Annotated in this window: 17 protein-coding genes; 9 read left to right on the top strand and 8 right to left on the bottom strand. The window is 68.0% G+C overall.

Annotated features, from left to right (window positions below; genetic code table 11):
- Nucleotides 1-147: 147 nt before the first annotated feature.
- The 3 genes from ACK8HH_RS01790 to ACK8HH_RS01800 all read left to right on the top strand — a co-directional run bounded on the left by ACK8HH_RS01790 (nucleotide 148) and on the right by ACK8HH_RS01800 (nucleotide 4,214).
- Nucleotides 148-1,455 carry an acetyl-CoA C-acetyltransferase gene (locus ACK8HH_RS01790; RefSeq protein ID WP_006897040.1) on the top strand — a complete coding sequence of 436 codons (1,308 nt, stop codon included), beginning with the start codon at nucleotides 148-150 and terminating at the stop codon, nucleotides 1,453-1,455.
- A gap of 210 nt (nucleotides 1,456-1,665) precedes the next feature.
- Nucleotides 1,666-3,354, top strand: a complete 1,689-nt coding sequence (locus ACK8HH_RS01795) for a VanW family protein (RefSeq protein ID WP_278125910.1) — start codon at nucleotides 1,666-1,668, stop codon at nucleotides 3,352-3,354.
- A gap of 83 nt (nucleotides 3,355-3,437) precedes the next feature.
- A complete protein-coding gene (locus ACK8HH_RS01800; protein WP_039867696.1) occupies nucleotides 3,438-4,214 on the top strand; it encodes an SDR family NAD(P)-dependent oxidoreductase in 777 nt (258 codons plus the stop codon).
- 63 nt (nucleotides 4,215-4,277) lie between these two features.
- Here the strand turns inward: ACK8HH_RS01800 and ACK8HH_RS01805 are convergent, their stop codons facing one another.
- Nucleotides 4,278-5,753 (bottom strand): malate:quinone oxidoreductase, encoded by a 1,476-nt coding sequence (locus ACK8HH_RS01805; protein ID WP_006897037.1) that lies wholly within the window; start codon nucleotides 5,751-5,753, stop codon nucleotides 4,278-4,280.
- 91 nt (nucleotides 5,754-5,844) lie between these two features.
- Between ACK8HH_RS01805 and ACK8HH_RS01810 the strand changes: the two genes are divergently transcribed.
- The gene (locus tag ACK8HH_RS01810; RefSeq protein WP_006897036.1) at nucleotides 5,845-6,744 is read left to right on the top strand and encodes a LysR family transcriptional regulator; all 900 of its coding nucleotides are present in this window, start codon (nucleotides 5,845-5,847) and stop codon (nucleotides 6,742-6,744) included.
- Between the two features lie 23 nt (nucleotides 6,745-6,767).
- On the top strand, nucleotides 6,768-7,283 hold the full coding sequence (locus ACK8HH_RS01815; protein WP_006897035.1) for a glycine cleavage system protein R: 516 nt from the start codon (nucleotides 6,768-6,770) through the stop codon (nucleotides 7,281-7,283).
- Between the two features lie 14 nt (nucleotides 7,284-7,297).
- Here ACK8HH_RS01815 and ACK8HH_RS01820 read toward each other — a convergent pair whose 3' ends face one another.
- Nucleotides 7,298-8,530: an MFS transporter gene (locus ACK8HH_RS01820; protein ID WP_006897034.1), complete on the bottom strand. Its 1,233-nt coding sequence runs from the start codon at nucleotides 8,528-8,530 to the stop codon at nucleotides 7,298-7,300.
- A gap of 93 nt (nucleotides 8,531-8,623) precedes the next feature.
- Between ACK8HH_RS01820 and ACK8HH_RS01825 the strand changes: the two genes are divergently transcribed.
- Nucleotides 8,624-8,932 (top strand): ArsR/SmtB family transcription factor, encoded by a 309-nt coding sequence (locus ACK8HH_RS01825; RefSeq protein WP_006897033.1) that lies wholly within the window; start codon nucleotides 8,624-8,626, stop codon nucleotides 8,930-8,932.
- Nucleotides 8,933-8,942: 10 nt separating this feature from the next.
- On the opposite strand, the gene ACK8HH_RS01830 is transcribed toward ACK8HH_RS01825, so the two are convergent.
- From ACK8HH_RS01830 to ACK8HH_RS01840, 3 genes are all read right to left on the bottom strand, one after another.
- Nucleotides 8,943-9,998 (bottom strand): zinc-dependent alcohol dehydrogenase family protein, encoded by a 1,056-nt coding sequence (locus tag ACK8HH_RS01830; protein WP_006897032.1) that lies wholly within the window; start codon nucleotides 9,996-9,998, stop codon nucleotides 8,943-8,945.
- A 146-nt stretch (nucleotides 9,999-10,144) separates the two neighbouring features.
- Nucleotides 10,145-11,986: an acyl-CoA dehydrogenase gene (locus ACK8HH_RS01835; RefSeq protein WP_006897031.1), complete on the bottom strand. Its 1,842-nt coding sequence runs from the start codon at nucleotides 11,984-11,986 to the stop codon at nucleotides 10,145-10,147.
- A gap of 182 nt (nucleotides 11,987-12,168) precedes the next feature.
- Complete coding sequence (locus tag ACK8HH_RS01840; protein ID WP_006897030.1) at nucleotides 12,169-12,936, bottom strand: deoxyribonuclease IV; 768 nt, start codon at nucleotides 12,934-12,936, stop codon at nucleotides 12,169-12,171.
- Between the two features lie 144 nt (nucleotides 12,937-13,080).
- Between ACK8HH_RS01840 and ACK8HH_RS01845 the strand changes: the two genes are divergently transcribed.
- Nucleotides 13,081-14,268, top strand: a complete 1,188-nt coding sequence (locus ACK8HH_RS01845; RefSeq protein WP_045537226.1) for a phosphatase PAP2 family protein — start codon at nucleotides 13,081-13,083, stop codon at nucleotides 14,266-14,268.
- On the opposite strand, the gene ACK8HH_RS01850 is transcribed toward ACK8HH_RS01845, so the two are convergent.
- A complete protein-coding gene (locus tag ACK8HH_RS01850) occupies nucleotides 14,228-14,449 on the bottom strand; it encodes a hypothetical protein (RefSeq protein WP_006897028.1) in 222 nt (73 codons plus the stop codon). The two genes, ACK8HH_RS01845 and ACK8HH_RS01850, sit on opposite strands and share 41 nt — an antisense overlap.
- Before the next feature lie 75 nt (nucleotides 14,450-14,524).
- Entirely contained in the window at nucleotides 14,525-15,367 is an 843-nt protein-coding gene (locus ACK8HH_RS01855) for an acyl-CoA thioesterase domain-containing protein (RefSeq protein ID WP_045537229.1), read from the bottom strand.
- A gap of 24 nt (nucleotides 15,368-15,391) precedes the next feature.
- Here ACK8HH_RS01855 and ACK8HH_RS01860 point away from each other — a divergent pair, with 24 nt between their 5' ends.
- Nucleotides 15,392-15,991: an HdeD family acid-resistance protein gene (locus tag ACK8HH_RS01860; protein ID WP_045537231.1), complete on the top strand. Its 600-nt coding sequence runs from the start codon at nucleotides 15,392-15,394 to the stop codon at nucleotides 15,989-15,991.
- A 6-nt stretch (nucleotides 15,992-15,997) separates the two neighbouring features.
- Here the strand turns inward: ACK8HH_RS01860 and ACK8HH_RS01865 are convergent, their stop codons facing one another.
- Nucleotides 15,998-16,567, bottom strand: coding sequence for a hypothetical protein (locus ACK8HH_RS01865; protein ID WP_045537233.1), 570 nt, complete (start codon nucleotides 16,565-16,567; stop codon nucleotides 15,998-16,000).
- Between the two features lie 100 nt (nucleotides 16,568-16,667).
- Here ACK8HH_RS01865 and ACK8HH_RS01870 point away from each other — a divergent pair, with 100 nt between their 5' ends.
- Nucleotides 16,668-17,567 (top strand): cation diffusion facilitator family transporter, encoded by a 900-nt coding sequence (locus ACK8HH_RS01870; protein WP_006897024.1) that lies wholly within the window; start codon nucleotides 16,668-16,670, stop codon nucleotides 17,565-17,567.
- Nucleotides 17,568-17,610: the final 43 nt, after the last annotated feature.

Consider the following 17,610-nt stretch of genomic DNA (forward strand, 5'->3'; position numbering starts at 1 on the left):
GAGACCCTAAGCGGATGCCGCAGACGAGCAGTAGCCCGCTCGTCTGTGACATGTACCGCAGGTTCAGGAGTCGACAATTAACTTACTCGGGAGTAAGAATACTCTCAAGGTCGATCTGTCGACATCCGAGACTCTCCAGGAGAAGTTGTGGCCTCGTACACGCCCCGCCAGCCGGAAACCCGTCAGCAGCGCCCGGTCGCCATCCTCGGCGGCAATCGCATTCCCTTCGCGCGTCAAGACCGCGCGTACGCGACCGCGAGCAATCAGGACATGTTCACCGCCGCACTCCAGGGGCTGGTCAGCCGTTTCAGCCTGCAGGGCGAGCAACTCGGCATGGTCGCCGGCGGCGCGGTGCTCAAGCATTCGCGTGACTTCAACCTCATCCGCGAGTCGGTGCTCGGTTCGTCGTTGTCGCCCTACACCCCGGCGGTGGACGTCCAGCAGGCGTGCGGCACCGGTCTCCAGGCCATTCAGATCGTGGCCGACGGTATCGCCGCAGGCCGCTACGACGTCGCGATCGGCGGCGGCGTCGACACCACCTCCGACGCCCCGATCGGCGTCTCCGAGGACATGCGCAGGCAGATGCTCGAGGTGAACCGGGCCAAGAGCACCGTGGACCGGATCAAGGCCGCACTCGGTCTGGCGACCAAGCTGGGCATCGAGATCCCGCGCAACGGCGAGCCGCGCACCGGCCTGTCGATGGGCGAGCACGCCGCCATCACCGCCAAGGAGTTCGGCATCAGCCGCGCCGAGCAGGACGAGCTGGCCGCCGCCAGCCACCAGAAGATGGGCGCGGCCTACGACCGCGGCTTCTTCGACGACCTCATCACCCCGTTCATGGGCCTCACCCGCGACGAGAACCTCCGTCCGAACTCGTCGGTGGAGAAGCTGGCCACCCTCAAGCCGGTCTTCGGCGTGAGCCTGGGCGACGCCACCATGACCGCGGGCAACTCCACCCCGCTCACCGACGGCGCGTCGGCCGTCCTGCTCGCCACCGACGAGTGGGCCGCCGAGAAGAACCTCCCGGTGCTGGCCTACCTGCGCGACACCGAGACCGCCGCGGTGGACTACGTGAACGGCCCCGACGGGCTGCTCATGGCACCGACATACGCGGTCCCCCGCCTGCTGCAGCGCAACGGCCTCACCCTGGCCGACTTCGACTTCTTCGAGATCCACGAGGCTTTCGCCTCCGTGGTCCTGGCGACCCTGCAGGCGTGGGAGTCGGAGGAGTACTGCACCGAGCGTCTCGGCCTGGACGGGGCGCTGGGCTCGATCGACCGCAGCAAGCTCAACGTCAACGGCTCCTCGCTGGCCGCCGGGCACCCGTTCGCCGCCACCGGCGGCCGGATCATCGCGCAGGCCGCCAAGCAGATCAAGGAGAACGGCGGCGGTCGTGCGCTGGTGTCGATCTGCGCCGCGGGCGGCCAGGGCGTCACGGCCATCGTCGAAGGCTGATCCCCGCATCGGATCGCAGGCCCCGGTCGGCCGCCGCACGGCGCTGACCGGGGCCTTCGCGATCATCGATGAGAACTCCGAAGTTTTTCCCGCAGATGTGTAACGCCCCCGCACCCGCCACCTATAAACCGAATAGCTCCGGCTGAACCGCCAGACCCCCGACCCGGCGGTTCAGCCGGAGCTCTTGTTCCCGGCTAGGATTCGACAGTTGTGACCTCTTCCGACGATCGCTCCGATCACCGCCGGTGGGTCGCCCGCGCGCTCATCGGCGCGCTGCTGCTCGTCGGCGCGATCTTCGGGATCGACGCGATCCTCACCCACGGCCACACGGCCCGCGGCGCACACATCGCCGAGTTCGATCTGGGCGACCTCACCGAAGATCAGGCGCGCGCGAAGCTCACCGGACTGACGGTGGCCGCACACAGCCCGGTCTCGGTGCGTACTGATTCCGGCTCGGCGCAGATCGATCCGGCCGCGCTCGGTGCCGACTTCGACGTCGAAGCAACGCTCGCGCGCCTCATGGACCAGCCGCGCAATCCCTGGGATCGATTCCTCGGCATGATCGGCCTCTCTCGCGATGTGGCCCCGGTCGTCTCGCTCGACGACGCCGACTTCAACGCGGCGCTCGACGAGCATCGGGAGTCGCTCGAGAAGGCGGCCGTCGAGGGCGGTGTCCATTTCGACGGTCTGCAACCGGTCGGCGACTTCCCGTCCAAGGGACTGCGTATCAAGCGCGAGGCCGCGAAGCAGGCCATCGCCGACAACTGGCTCAGCGGTCACCCGATCGACCTCGAGATGGAGCCCTTCTCGCCGACCGTCTCGGCTGAGACGGTTCAGGCCACCCTCGACGGGCCGGCCCAGAACGTGACGGCGTCGGCGGTCCCGCTCGCCGGACGCGGAGCGCGAGTGATCGTCTCACCGCGGGAGGCGGGCGCGCTCGTGTCGTTCGTGCCCGACGGCCGCGGCGGTCTGACCCCGCACGTGGATCCCAAGAAGGCGCTGGAAGTCCTCGGCGACCGCGCGGCCAAGACCGAGTCGACCCCGGTCGATGCGAGTTTCCGGCTGACCGGCGGCGCGCCCGTCGTGGTGCCGTCGTCCGACGGCGCCGCGGTCGACTGGACCCGGACAGCCGCCGAGATCGAGAAGCTGGCTGTCTCCGCCGACTCCCGGTCGGGCCGGGTGGCCTACAAGATCACCCGACCCAAGGTCGACACGAAGCGGGCGAAGAAGCTGGGGGTGAAGGAAGTTGTGTCCGAGTTCACCACCGGCGGGTTCAGCGGACCGTCGGGGGAGAACATCCGGCTCGTCGCCGAAGAGGTGGACGGCGCGCTGGTGCTGCCCGGCCAGACCTTCTCGCTCAACGGTTACACCGGACCGCGCGGGACGGCCCAGGGCTACGTCGAGTCGGGGATCATCGATCACGGCCGTCCGTCCGAGGCGGTCGGCGGCGGCATCTCGCAGTTCGCCACGACGCTGTACAACGCCTCGTACTTCGCCGGGCTGGAGGACGTCGCCCACACCGAGCACAGCTACTACATCTCGCGCTATCCCGAGGCGCGCGAGGCCACGGTGTTCGAGGGCGCCATCGATCTGCAGTTCAAGAACAACACGCCGTACGGGATCGTCATCGACACGTCGTGGACGCCGTCGACCATCACCGTCCGGATGTGGAGCACCAAGACGGTCGAGGTCCAATCGGTGACGGGCGACCGCACCGATCCGACCTCACCGACGACCGTGGAGGTCCCGGCGGGGCAGAGCTGTGTGCCCAGCAGCGGTCAGCCCGGCTTCACCGCGTCCAACACCAGGATCATCCGCAGTCTCAAGACCGGCCAGGAGACCTACCGGCACACCCGGACCGTCAAATACGACCCGGAACCGGTGGTCCGCTGCCGCTGATCGGGCCCTGCGGAAGCCGCGGACTGAAACGTGTTTCAGCCCCGGCGCTGTGCTGCCGGTCACCGGCAGATATGCTCCCCGACATGGATATCAATGGAGCAAGTGCAATCGTGACCGGAGGTGCCTCGGGCATCGGCGCCGCGACGGCTCGCCGGCTCGCCGCGCGGGGCGCCAAGGTCGTCATCGCCGACCTGAAGGCCGAGGACGGCGAGGCCCTGGCCAAGGAGATCGACGGCGTCTTCGTCGCTGTCGACGTCACCGACACCGCACAGATCGAGGCGGCGGTCAACAAGGCTGTCGAGCTCGGACCGCTGAAGGCCGTGGTCAACTCGGCCGGTATCGGCTGGGCCCAGCGCACCATCGGCCGCGACGGCGAGTTCGCCTCGGCGCACAACCTGGACCTCTACAAGAAGGTCATCGCGATCAACCTGATCGGTACCTTCGACACGGTCCGCCTCGCCGCCACCGCGATGAGCCGCAACGAGCCGAATGCGAACGGAGAGCGCGGCGCCATCGTCAACCTCGCATCCGTCGCGGCCTTCGACGGCCAGATCGGCCAGGCTGCGTACTCGTCGTCGAAGGGCGGCGTGGTCGGCATGACGCTGCCGGTCGCCCGCGACCTGTCGGCGGCGGGCATCCGCGTGAACTGCATCGCCCCCGGCCTGATCGACACCCCCATCTACGGCTCGGGTCCGGAGTCGGAGGCGTTCAAGGCCAAGCTCGGCGAGAGCGTGCTGTTCCCGAAGCGTCTGGGCGTGCCCGACGAGCTCGCGTCGATGGTCGAGGAGCTCATCACGAACTCGTACATGAACGCCGAGGTGGTCCGCGTGGACGGCGGCATCCGGATGCCACCGAAGTAGAGTCTCCGCACCAGATCGACGCCTGCGACGGCCCCGCATGAATGCGGGGCCGTCGCTCGTCTTTCAGCGGTGCTCGGCCGGCGGTCGCAGCCGCAGTGCGCGGGCGGTCTCGGCCGTCGCGCGGCGCACGTCGTCGTGGGTCCACTCCTCGACGCGCAGATCGGGCACTGCCGCGTGCAGGTCCTCTGCCCACCGCTGCGACCATTCGGCGGGGAAGGCGCGTCGGAGCAGATCGATCATGATCGGCACGGCCGTCGATGCACCCGGCGATGCGCCGAGCAGTCCGGAGACCTGCCGGTCGGCGCTCACGATCAACTCGGTGCCCTGCTGCAGCACTCCGGCGACTCCCGGGCCGGGCGTGACGAGCTGCGCGCGCTGGCCGGCGTGCACCAGGGTCCAGTCCGCGTCGCGGGCCTCGGGGAGGTACCGCTGGAGCTGTGCGAAGCGTTTCGCGCGCCCCGCGAGCAGTTCGGAGACGAGGTACCGGACGAGATCCAGGTTCGTCGCCGCGGCCGACATCACGGTCCACAGATTCCGCGGATGCAGTGTGGCGAAGAAGTCCCACAGGTGCCCGCCCTTGAGCAGCCGGGTGCTGAACGTTGCGTACGGGCCGAACATCAGATGGTCGCGGCCGCGAACAGTCCGGCGATCCAGATGCGGCACAGACATCGGCGGGGCGCCGATCGGGGCCTGCCCGTAGACCTTGCCGTCGTGCCGTGCGACCACCTCCGGCGCGTCGCACCGGAGGAAGGCCGCTCCGACCGGCAGCACCCCGTAGCGGCTCACCTCGTCGAGCTTCGCTTTCTGCAGCTGCCGCAGGGCCTGTCCGCCCGCGCCGACGAAGACATGCCGAGCGCGGATGCGGAAGCGGCCCGCCCGACCGCGGCCGGTGACGGTGGACCGGCCGTGAGCGTCGCGGGCGATCCGGCGCACCCGATGGCCGAACAGGACCTCGGCACCGGAGGTCTCGAGCAGACCCGTCGACAGCGCCCCGAAGTCGACGTCCGTCCCGTCCGGATGCCGCGTGGCGGCGATCGGTCCGGGCGCGCGACCGTCGGTCACCAGTGGGGCCCATGCGCCGACGGTGGCGGGATCGTCGGTGAATTCGAGGCGGTCGAAGAGCGGCGACCGGCGCAGTGTGGCGTGACGGCGCCGCAGGTAGTCGGTGTCCCCGTCGAAGACGACGCTCAGGTGCCCGGTGGTGTGGATGAACGACGCGGGGTCGAGCCCGCCGGCCGCTGCCAGATGTGCCCACCATTCGCGGGTCAGGAGGAACTGCGCCGCGATCGACTCGGCCTTCGCGGAGTCCTCCGGGTCGGGCATGTAGTTGAGTTCGCAGAAGCCTGAGTGGCCGGTGCCCGCGTTGTTCCACGGATCGCTGCTCTCGGTTGCGGCGCGATCGGCGGCTTCCAGCACCACCACCGACCACTCGGGTTCCAGGTGACCGAGCATCGAGGCCAGGGTGGCGGACATGATGCCCGCGCCCACCAGGACGACGTCGGCGTCGGGAAGGTCGACGGCTGCGGTACGGATTCTCATCGGGCTCTCCTTCGCGTCGAGGTGACGTATTCGATGCTCGTCCGCCGCTAATGATCCGTCTAATGTGATTCGGCTGGAATATGATCCGATTGTGCATGAATGGACCGGGGAGCTGTCCCCTCGGCTGCGCGCGCTGACCGCACTCGAATCCCACGGCGGTTCGATGACCGCCGCGGCGGCTGCGCTCGGCGTCTCGCAGAGTTCGATGAGCAGGCGCCTGCACGCGCTCGAAGCGCAGATGGGCGTTCCGTTGTTGATCAAAGACGGACGCAAGGTGCGGTTGACTCCGGCCGCGCTGTCGTTGGTCGCCGACATCCGCGCACCGCTCGCCGCGCTCGAACACGCTGTGGAGCGCGCGGTCGACGCAGGAGACGGGAGCACCGGATCGGTTCGTTTCGGCTTTCCGCTGACGATGGGTTCCGGCGAGGTGCCCGAACTGCTGGCGGCCTTCCACCACCGCAATCCGGGGATCCGCCTGGAGCTCAAACAGGCTCACGGCGCACAGTTGGTGGCCGATCTGCAGTCCGGGGAGCTCGATCTCGCGATCACCATTCCGCTCGCGCACGAGGTGGAGCACGCGATGGTCGGCTCACAGGAGATCGTCGTGGCGGTACCCGAGAATCACTGGAGTGCGCGGCGTTCCTCGGTGGCGCTCGCGGAGCTGTCGGGCGAAGACTTCATCGCGAACCCGGAGACGTATCATCTGCGGCGCGCGACGCAGGAGTGGTGCGCCGCGGCGGGATACACGCCGAGGGTCGCGATCGAGATCACCGAGTTCGCGACCGCCCGCGAGTTCGTCGAACGAGGTCTGGGCATCGCGTTGCTGCCGCGGGCCGGGCGCCCGATCGCCGGCGTGGCCGAGGTCCCGGTGGCGCCGGAGACGCTGCGCCGCGACATCGGGCTGGCCTGGGCCTCGACGATCCGTACGCCGGCTGTGGAGAGATTGAGCCGATTCCTCCGGGAGAACCTGCCGGTGCGACCGCCCGCGTGAGCATTCCCCGATACGCTTCGACCATGCGGAATCTGGTGCTGTCGGTGATCGGGGACGACCGTCCGGGGCTGGTGTCGGCGCTCGCCGATGCGGTCGCCGCGCAGGGCGGCAATTGGGAGCGCAGTCAGCTGGCACAACTCGCGGGCAAGTTCGCGGGCATCGTCGTCGTGGCGGTTCCCGACGAGCGCGCCGACGCACTGATCGCCGCGGTCACCGGACTGGACGGGCTGCTGGAGGTGGCGGTCCACTCGGCGGACGGCGCCGAACCGAGCACCGCCGATTGGCCGGCGCTCACGATCGGACTGCTCGGGAACGATCGTCCCGGCATCGTTCACGAACTCTCGGCGGCGCTGAGCGCCGGCGGGGTCTCGATCGAGAAGATGACGACCGGCACCCGGGAGGCCCCGATGGCCGGTGGGATGCTGTTCGAGGCGGAGTTGGAGGTCCGGCTGCCGCCGAATGTCGACCCCGCGCGCATCCGTGCCGATCTGGAGCGGATCGCGGAGGAACTGCTCGTCGATCTCGGCATCGAGGGCTGACGGTTCCTTCCGCCCTAGGCACCGGCCGCGGGCACCCGATCCGGCCGACCGCCCCGGAGGCCGAGCACCGCTGCCGTGAAGCACGCCAGGGCCACGGCACCGGCGAACCACGGGAACACCTCGGCGGTTCCGTACGACGACGACAGTGCCCCGGCGATGACGGTCGGAACGCCCATCGCCAAGTAGCCGAGCAGGTAGTACGCGCTCATCACCCGGCCGCGCGCATCCGGGGGCGTGACGTCGTTCAGATGCCGCAGAGACCCTCCGAAGGCCAGACCGAAGGCCGCGCCGAGCACGATGGAATCGACGATCACGAATGCCGTCGACCCGGTGTGCAGCGCCCAGATCGCCGACAGCAGTGCGACGATCATCCCCAGGTCGCCGGTGATGGCGGCGGTGCGGGGATCGAGCCGGCCGCCCACCCACTGGGACGCCGCGGAGGCCGCGGCCATCACGGCCACGACGACTCCGACGAAGATCACCGACGTGTGGCCGGTGGCGTGCTGGGTCAGCGCGGGGTAGAGGCTCAGGAAGACGCCGAGGACCGACCACGCCGTCATGATGCCGATTCCGGAGAACCAGAAGTCGGAGGTGATCTCCTTCGGGATCGACGGACGCTGCAGGCGGATGCGGCCGCCGGTGCGTTCGGTGTGCGGTTCCACGAGTGCGATCACGGCGACGAGCATCACCACGACCACGGCGCCGACGATCGCGAAGGGCACCCGCAGCGGGTTCGACGCCCACTGCGCCGCGGCGGCGGCACCGAAGACGGTGATCGTGATCCCCACGTTGAGGGCGATACCGCTGGCCATGCCGTTGCGGGCGCCGTCGTGCGGTCGGACGTCGAGCAGTGCCGCGCCCGCCACCACGGTGATGGCACCGATCGCGCCTCCGTGCAGGAAGCGGGCGATCATCAGCTCCCACGCATTGGTAGCGATGAGGAACAGGCCGAGTCCGGCGAGGATGGAGATCAGTGCGGCGATGAGCACGGGTTTGCGGCCCACGGCGTCGGAGACCGGGCCCACGGTCAGCGCCGATCCGAGCGCGCCGATCGCGTACACCGCGAAGACGATGGTGATCGTCAGCGGGCTCATATGCCATTCCGACTGGTAGATCGGATAGAGCGGCGACGGCAGTCCGGAGCAGCCCAGTGCCAGCGCGAGAAGCGCGAGCAGGAGCAGGTACGACCACGCCTGCGGATGCGTGGTCCGCTCCACCGGTCGGTGGGTGACGGTGCTGCTGGTCATGGCGTCCTCGAGTATGTTTGATAGAGATCGAACAGTGACGACAGTACCGCAACTGTTCGACGACCATCAAACTGTTTTCGAGGAGGTGGACCCGTGACGGGGACGACTGCGCGGTTGGACGTCGCCGACCTGCACGCGGTGCTGAGCGCGTTGGCCGATCCGGTCCGTCTGGAGATGGTGCGGCGGTTGAGCCGCGCGGGCGCGCCCGTCTCGTGCGCCGGGTTGTACGACACCGTCACGAAGGCCACCGCGAGCCATCACTTCAAGATCTTGCGCGAGGCGGGCGTGATCGAGCGCCGACCCGCCGGCCAGGGAGCCGAGTACGTGCTGCGCGACGCCGAGATGGAAGCCGCCTACCCGGGACTGCTGACCGCGGTGATCGCGGCTGCGAACGCGCGGTAGCGGATCGTCGCTACGCGGTGAGCACCACCTTCAGCGCCTTGGTCTCCGCGGCGCGTTCGAAGACGTCATAGGCGTCCATCATGTCGTGCAGTGCGAACCGGTGGCTGATGAACACGTCCGGGTCGATCTTCCGCTGCGCCACCATCTTGAGCAGGGTGCCGAGGGTGTCGGTGTTCACCAGTCCCATCGTCATCGTCACGTTGGTGATCCAGAGATCCTGCAGCGGCAGGTCGACGCCGGTGCCGTGCACTCCGACGTTGGCGACGTGTCCCGCCGGGCGCACGATGTCCAGGCACATGTTCCAGGTCTGCGGCACTCCGACCGCTTCGATGGCGACGTCGACGCCGAGGCCGTCGGTCATCGCGAGGATCTGCTCGCGCCAGTCGTCGTCGGACGACACGACGCCGTCCGTGGCGCCGAACCTGCGGGCCTGCTCGACGCGGCCTGCATCCACATCGACGGCGATGACGCGGCTCGGGCCGTAGAGTCCCGCCGTGGCGATCGCGGCCAGGCCGACGGGGCCGGCACCGATGACCGCGACCACGTCCCCGGGCTTCACCGCGCCGTAGCGGACGCCGATCTCGTGACCGGTCGGAAGGATGTCCGAGAGGACGACGCCCTGTTCCGGACGCATGGTGTCGGGCAGCCGGTACACGGAGGTCTCCGCGTAGGGCACACGGACGTACTCGGCCTGCGTCCCGTCGATGAGGTGGCCGAAGATCCAGCCGATCCCCGAGGTGCCCTCGTCGCCGAGGCAGTGCGAGAACACGCCCTGCTTGCAATAGGCGCACTTACCGCACGCGCTGATGCAGGAGATGATCACCTGATCGCCGACAGACAGCGTGGTCACCGCCGCGCCGACCTCGGTGATCGTCCCGACGCCCTCGTGGCCGAGGATGCGTCCCGGCGTGACAGCGGGGACGTCGCCCTTCAGAATGTGCAGGTCGGTGCCGCAGATCGTCGTCGCGTCGATCTTCACGATGACATCGGTGGGCGCCTGGATCCGAGGTTCGGGCACGTCGTCCCACGACTTGTTCCCGGGCCCGTGATAGACGAGTGCTTTCATTGCCTCGCGCTCCAATCGGACGAAGTTCCCCCGATCCGACCGTAGACCGGATCCGGTGACGAGAGAACCCCGCCGGGAAACTGGCTGCTCCCGGCGGGGTCCCTGCGCTTGCGCCGGTCGGAGTGGACCGGATCTGAACCGCCCGATCAGAACGCGGCTTCGTCGAGCTCCATCAGGTCGTTGTCGACGTTGTTCTCGACGATCTGGCGAACGGAGGTCAGCAGCGGCAGCATGTTCTTCGCGAAGAACACACCCGAGGCCACCTTGCCCTCGTAGAACGCCTTGTCGTCACCGGAGGCACCGGCGTCGAGCGCGGCCTGCGCGACGACGGCCTGACGCAGCAGCAGCCAGCCGATCAGCAGATCGCCGACGGCCATCAGGAAGCGGACCGACGCGGTGCCGATCAGGTACAGCTGCTTCGGATCCTCCTGCGCGCTCATCAGCCAGCCGGTGAGCTTGGCGGCCATGGCCTGGACGTCCTCGTTGGCGGTCTTGAGCAGTGCGCGCTCGGCCGCAAACTGTTCGCCACCGTTGCCCTGGCCGTTGTCGATGAAGTCCTGGATCTGGCCTGCGACGTGGGCCAGTGCCTGGCCCTTGTCGCGGATGATCTTGCGGAAGAAGAAGTCCTGCGCCTGGATGGCGGTGGTGCCCTCGTACAGCGAGTCGATCTTCGAGTCCCGGATGTACTGCTCGATCGGGTAGTCCTGCAGGAAGCCCGAACCGCCCAGCGTCTGCAGGGACTCGGTCAGCTTCTCGTAGGCACGCTCGGAGCCGACGCCCTTGACGATCGGGAGGAGCAGGTCGTTCACCTTGTGCGCCATCTCGGCGTCCGCGCCGGAGACGATCTTCGCGGCGACGGCGTCCTGGTGCGACGCGGTGTACAGGTACACGGCGCGCAGACCCTCGGCGTAGGCCTTCTGGGTCATCAGCGCGCGGCGCACGTCCGGGTGGTGCGTGATCGTGACGCGCGGAGCGGCCTTGTCGGTCATCTGCGTCAGATCGGCGCCCTGCACGCGCTGCTTGGCGTAATCGAGAGCGTTGAGGTAGCCGGTCGACAGCGTCGAGATGGCCTTGGTGCCGACCATCATGCGGGCGTGCTCGATGACGTCGAACATCTGGGCGATACCCTTGTGGACCTCGCCGACGAGCCAGCCCTTGGCCGGGGTGCCGTGCAGGCCGAAGCTGACCTCACAGGTGGCCGAGGCCTTGATGCCCATCTTGTGCTCGACGTTGGTGACGAAGGCGCCGTTGCGCTCGCCCAGCTCGCCGGTCTCATGGTCGAAGTGGAACTTCGGAACGAAGAACAGCGACAGACCCTTGGTGCCCGGTCCGGCGCCCTCGGGGCGGGCCAGGACCAGGTGGAAGATGTTCTCGGTCATGTCCTGGTCGGCCGAGGTGATGAAGCGCTTGACGCCCTCGATGTGCCAGGTGCCGTCTTCCTGAAGGGTGGCCTTGGTGATGCCCGCGCCGACGTCCGAGCCGGCGTCCGGCTCGGTCAGGACCATGGTGGCGCCCCAACCGCGCTCGGAGCAGATGGCGGCCCACTTCTTCTGCTCGTCGGTGCCGTTGTCGTAGAAGATGTTCGAGAAGCCCGAACCGGCGGCGTACATGAACACCGGCGGGTTGGCGCCCAGGATCATCTCGCCGATCGCCCAGTACAGCGAGCGGGGTGCGGGCAGGCCGCCGAGTTCCTCGTCGACGCCGACCTTGTCCCAGCCGGCCTCGATCAGGGCGTTGTACGACTTCTTGAAGCTGTCGGGAATGGTGACGCTGTGGTCCTCCGGGTTGAAGACCGGGGGATTGCGGTCGGCGTCCGCGAACGAGTCGGCGATGACGCCCTCGGCGAGGTGCTTGACTTCGCGGAGCATGTCGACCGCGGTGTCGTGGTCGAGGTCGCCGAACTCGCCGGAGGCGAGGACCTCGTCGAGCTTGTACATCTCGAAGAGGTTGAAGTGCAGATCGCGCAGGTTGGACTTGTAATGGCCCATGGTTTTCCTTACTCGCTGTTCTAGAAGTTCGTTTCCCGGGGGCGTGGCTCCGGTGGCTGACTCGGTGCCGACTATGTTACTTGCCGGTAACTATTGACAGCGTACCGCTAGCCGTTCAGACGGACAATATGAGTGCGGTGTGGCCCCGCTAACAAATGCAAGCGGACGGCGCCCGGTGCCCGTCAGAGCGATCGCAGATACGCCAGATCGTCGGGAATGCCGTCGGCGGGCGTCTCCAGCACACCGGGTGCACCGGCGGTCTTCATCAACTCGGCGAGCACCTCCGCATCGATCTGGCCGGACTCGAGGTTGGCGTGCCGGTCGCGGCCCGAGTCGAACTCGTCACGCGAGTTGTTCAGATGGATCAGATCGATCCGGCCGGTGATCGACTTGATCCGTTCCACGAGGCCGACGAGGTCTTCACCGCCGGCCCAGGCATGGCAGGTGTCGAGGCAGAACCCGGCCTCGGGGAAGTCTCCGACGGCGTCCCACAGGCGCTCGATCGACTCCAGTGTCCGGGCCATCGCGTGATCGCCGCCCGCGGTGTTCTCGATCAGGATCGGCACCCCGAAGCCGCCCTTGTCCGCCTGTCGTTCGAACAGCTTGCGCCAGTTGGCGAATCCGTCGGCCGCGTCCTCCCCGTCCTTCAGATGGCCCCCGTGCACCACGAGGCCGATCGCGCCGAGGTCGGCGGCCGCCGCGGCCTGCTGCTCCACAGCCTTGCGTGACGGCATCCGCAGGCGGTTGTTCAGGCTCGCCACGTTGATCTGATAGCTCGAGTGCACGACCACGTCGATCGGCGACTCGCGGATCTGCTCGGCGTGCGGATGCGGCTCGGGCTTCTTCCAGCTCTGCGGATCGGTGACGAACATCTGGAAGATGTCGATCCCGAGTTCCTCGGCGGTGGCGACGGGGTTCTCGTCCTGGCGAAGATGGGCTCCGACTCGCATGAACCCAGCCTATCGTCTGGCCGACCGCCTCCGGGGTGGCCGCAAGGAAGACATCCGGTGCACTGACAGCCAATTCCCGGAGAACTTCTATAGAGTTCGCCATGGACGGTGGCACCGTCCTCGACTGGGGCAGGAGGCTCGGGCGTGAGCGTGGACACGGCGTCGCCGGGTACGGCGGGTGGATCCGACCCCGACCCAGACGATCCTCCCGCCGGTGCGGACTCGATCCCGGATCTCCCCCCGGACGACGCGCCCATCGAAGTCGTCGAGGAGAAGGTGCGCGACTTCCGGTTGCTGCGCCGGATCCTGCTGACGATCTGGGCGGTGAGCCTGGCCGTCTACTTCTGGCGGTACGGCATCGCCGCAGACCGGACGAGTCTCATCTTCTTTCTCGCGTTCGGGATGGCGGCCGCCACCATCGGGCGCCGTCGCGTCAGCACCGTGCTGATCGACTGGCTGCCCTTCGTCCTGATCCTGATGCTCTACGACTGGACCCGGAACATCGCGGTGTGGCTCGACATGCCGACGCACTGGCAACTCGCGCCGGACGTCGACCACTGGATCTTCGGGACCAACCCGACCGTCTGGCTTCAGTCGCATCTGAAGGAGTCCTCGCCGCCGTGGTGGGAGGTCATCACCAGCGCGGTCTACATGTCGTACTTCATCGTTCCGTACGCGACCGCCGCGGTGCTGTGGGTGCGCGATCGGGCGCTGTGGCGCCGGTTCGCCGCGTGCTTCATCGCGGTGAGCTTCCTCGGCCTGGTCGGTTACACGCTGGTCCCGGCGGCGCCGCCGTGGGCGGCGGCCCGCTGCACCGTCGCGCAGGTCGCCGACAGTCCGCACGATCCGCCGTGCATGTACCGGGCCGACGTCGAGGTGCCCGGCAACCTGCTCGGTGAGGTGCATCCGGAGAATCCCGGCGCCGAACCGTACGTGGAGCGGATCTCCGACCGCGGCTGGAGTGTGATCGGCTTGGACATGGTGCTGCGAGCGGTCCGGTTCGGTCAGACGAAGTCGAATCTCGTCGCCGCGATCCCGTCCCTGCATGCGGGACTGACGATGCTGCTCGCGCTGTTCATGTGGCCGCGAACGCGCTGGTTCGGCAAGACGATGTTCATGGGGTACGCGCTCACCATGGCGTTCGCGCTGGTCTACAGCGGCGAGCACTACGTCTTCGACATCCTGCTCGGCTGGGGCCTCGCCGGAGCGGTCTTCGCGGCCTATTGGCTCATCGACACCCGGTACATCCTCCCGCGCAATGCGCGCCGGCGGGCGGAGAAAGCAGACGCGGCTAAGCAGGAGCGTCGAGATACGGCTCCGTCTCAATCGTGATCGGCACCCCCGCGGCGATCAGCAGCCGGCACTCGGCCTCGCTGTCGGGGTAGAGGTTGAGCCACTCGTGGCCCGCGCTCCCGTCGGCGTAGACCTTGTCGAGCGCGCGGTGAAGGCGGGCTTCCGTCTCGCGATTGATGATGAAACGACGATCACCGTACCTGAGATACCTGTTCGTCACGACAGCCTCCGGAAATAGCTCGCTGTGACTTAGAACACTACTCGCCCAGGTGTGGTCGCCGCCGGTTCTCCCGGGTCAGCTCAGTTCGGGGGCCCGGTTGGTGTACGGCTTCACGGTCGTGAAATCGATCATCGCGCGGGTGTTGTCGACGGCGGTCACCATTCCCACCCCGAACTGTCCGTGCTCGTCGTACAGGTTGGCGGTGCCGACGGAGACGCCCGCGTTCTCGATGTGCGAGTCGGCCTCCACGCCGACGCGGACGCCCTCCGGCAATCGGGCGACCGCGACGGTCAGATCGCAGTTGATGAACCCGATACCGCCGTCGCCGATGTTCGTGACCAGGCTCGTCGACTCGGCGGCGATCACCGCGCGCTGGAAGGGCGTCAACTCCTCATCGGGGACGGCGTTGAACGGCCTGCTCCAGATCGTGAGCCGCTCGGAGTTCTGGTACTCGCCCATGTCGTTGGACCACGTCCCGCCCTCGGTCCGGAACCACGGCCGGTAGCCGTCACCGGCGTCGGCGGGCGGGGTGAAGGTCCGCTCCCGCGCGGGGCGCTCCCATCGCTCGCCCGGCGGATTCGAACCCGTCTTCAGGAACACGACGTTGCCGCGCGCGACGAGGATCTCGGCGTCGCCGTCGTACTGCCGTACCGACACCTCGATGACCCGGATGCGGTGACCGTCGCGCAGGACGGTCGTGGTGGGCACGGTGGGCAGCCGTCGTGCGCTCTTGAACAACTCGAGGGTGAACCGTGCGGGAGTGAAATCGGCACTGCCGCCAGCGTTCTCGGCGGCGCGGGCGGCGATCGCGCAGACCGACGGTCCGTTCAGCGCGTCCGGGCCCCACAGTCCCACCGCATACCCGGTGGGGTCGTACCGACCGGCGCCGTCGACGGTGAAGAAGGCCTTATCAGTCATAGGTCTGCACGCTACGCTGCGTGCATGACCACTCAAGCATCGCCGTCGGTTCTCCCGAACGACGCGGTCGGCGCCGTGCGGACCTTCGTCATCTTCTCCTCGCTCGTCGGAATCGCGCTGGGCATCGTCGCGCTCGTCTGGCCCGCCGCGACACTGGCCGTGATCGGTGTGCTGTTCGGCATCTCGCTCATCGTCGCCGGGCTCTTCCGGCTCTTCGTCGCCTTCGCGCTGACCCGGGCGACCGCGGGGACCCGGCTGCTCCTCGGCGTGTTCGGCGGAATCGTGCTCGCCGTCGGCGTACTCGCCACCATCAACCCGTCCAAGTCGCTGGTGCTCCTGGGTGTCTTCATCGGCATCGGATGGATCATCGGCGGTCTGCAGGATCTGCTCGGGTCGCGCTTCACGGTCACCATGGCGCCCCGCTGGTTGGTGATGCTCTCGGGTGTGGTCTCGGTGCTCGCGGGTATCGCGATGATCGTGCTGCCCGCCGTCTGGACCCTCTCGACCATCCTGTGGATCCTCGCGGTGCTGCTCATCGTGGTCAGCGTCGTCACGCTGTTCACCGTGCCGGGCAAGGTCAGCGCGCTGGCCGCCAGGATCGAGCGTGAGGAACCGGTGATCTGACCGAGCTCAGCCGGTGAGCGCCAAACCGTCCAGGGTGAGGGTCGGCTCGGCGTCTGCGTGTTCCGCGAGCCGTTCGGCGACGGCGCCCAGCACCGCCAGCAGTTCGTCGGTGTGCGCGATCGGGACACCGTCCACCCGGCCCCGCCACACCATCTCGGCCGGTCGGGCGTCGGGGACGACGGCCGCCGCGCCGATGAGACGGCGCGCGCCCGGCGCGTCCGCATCCCACATGGCGTCGGCGGTGGTCAGATACAGTGCTGTGGCCGGTCGCAGGTCGTGGCGGTGCACCATCGCCCACGCCCAGTGTTTGGCGACGTCGACCGTCACCTCCTGACCGCGACCGAGCGTGCGCACGTACTTGCTGTGCAACTCGCTGCACAGGAGGTCGGCGTCGTCCCACATCTCCAGCATCGACATGCAGCGGACGCTGTTGTGGAGTGCCTCGAGGTACTTCACCGAATACGGGCCCTCGCGGCGTGAACGGATCTCGCGGAGCACCGAGAAGCCGGCGAGTGCCGTGCTGAACTCGCCGGAGTCGTAGTCGGCGCGGGCCTGGTCGTTCAACTCGTCGAGCATGCTTCAATGCTCCCCCTGTGCGGAAGAATCCGCAGCGTAATGCCGACTTTCCGTGGCGTCGGATGGTGCGCGACCCGCCGGCGTGCGGGATGATTCCGGTGTGGTGGAACAGACACGGGACCTGACCAGGTGGGCACTGCTGAGCATCGTGACGGCGATCGTGGTGATCGCGCTGAAGATGGTCGCGTGGTGGATGACCGGATCGGTGGGTCTGCTCTCCGACGCCGCCGAGTCGGTGGTGAACCTCGTGGCCGCCGTGGTGGCGTTCATCGCCCTGCGCATCGCGGCGAAGCCGGCCGACGACGAGCACAACTTCGGTCACGTCAAGAGCGAGTACTTCTCCGCGGTGGTCGAAGGAGTGATGATCGTGGTGGCCGCGATCGTCATCATCGTGACGGCCGTCGACCGGCTGCTCAATCCGCGTGACCTCGAATCGGTGGGCGTCGGTCTGGCGGTCTCGGTGCTGGCGTCGGTGATCAACGCCGCGGTGGCGTGGCAGCTGATCCGCGCGGGCCGACAGCACCGGTCGCTGACGCTCGAGGCCGACGGCAAGCATCTGATGACCGACGTCTGGACCACCGCGGGCGTGATCGCCGGAGTCGCGGTGGTGGCACTCACCGGCTGGACGATCCTCGATCCGCTCATCGCGATCGCCGTCGCGGTCAACATCGTCTTCGTCGGCTACCGCTTGGTGCGCCAGTCGACGCGCGGGCTGATGGACTCGGCGGTGCCCGATGCCGAACGCGCGGCGATCGACCGGGTCCTCGACCGATTCCGGGGCGACGGCGTCGACTTCCACGACGTACGCACGCGCGAGGCCGGCCATCTGCGATTCGTCCAGCTGCACATGCTGGTGCCGGGCCAATGGACCGTGCAGCGCGGACACGACCTGCTCGAGGAGGTCGAGGCCGCGCTGCACGATGAGGTCGAGGACCTCGTACCCACGATTCACCTGGAACCGATCGAGGATCCGCGCAGCTACGAGCCGTGGCGAAGGTAGCGGAGAACACGTCCACGCGCGGACGCCGAAGCATTAGCCTGGA

Origin of the sequence: Gordonia sp. LUNF6, assembly GCF_047041125.1 — a bacterium.
Taxonomy (GTDB): Bacteria; Actinomycetota; Actinomycetes; order Mycobacteriales; family Mycobacteriaceae; genus Gordonia; species Gordonia sihwensis.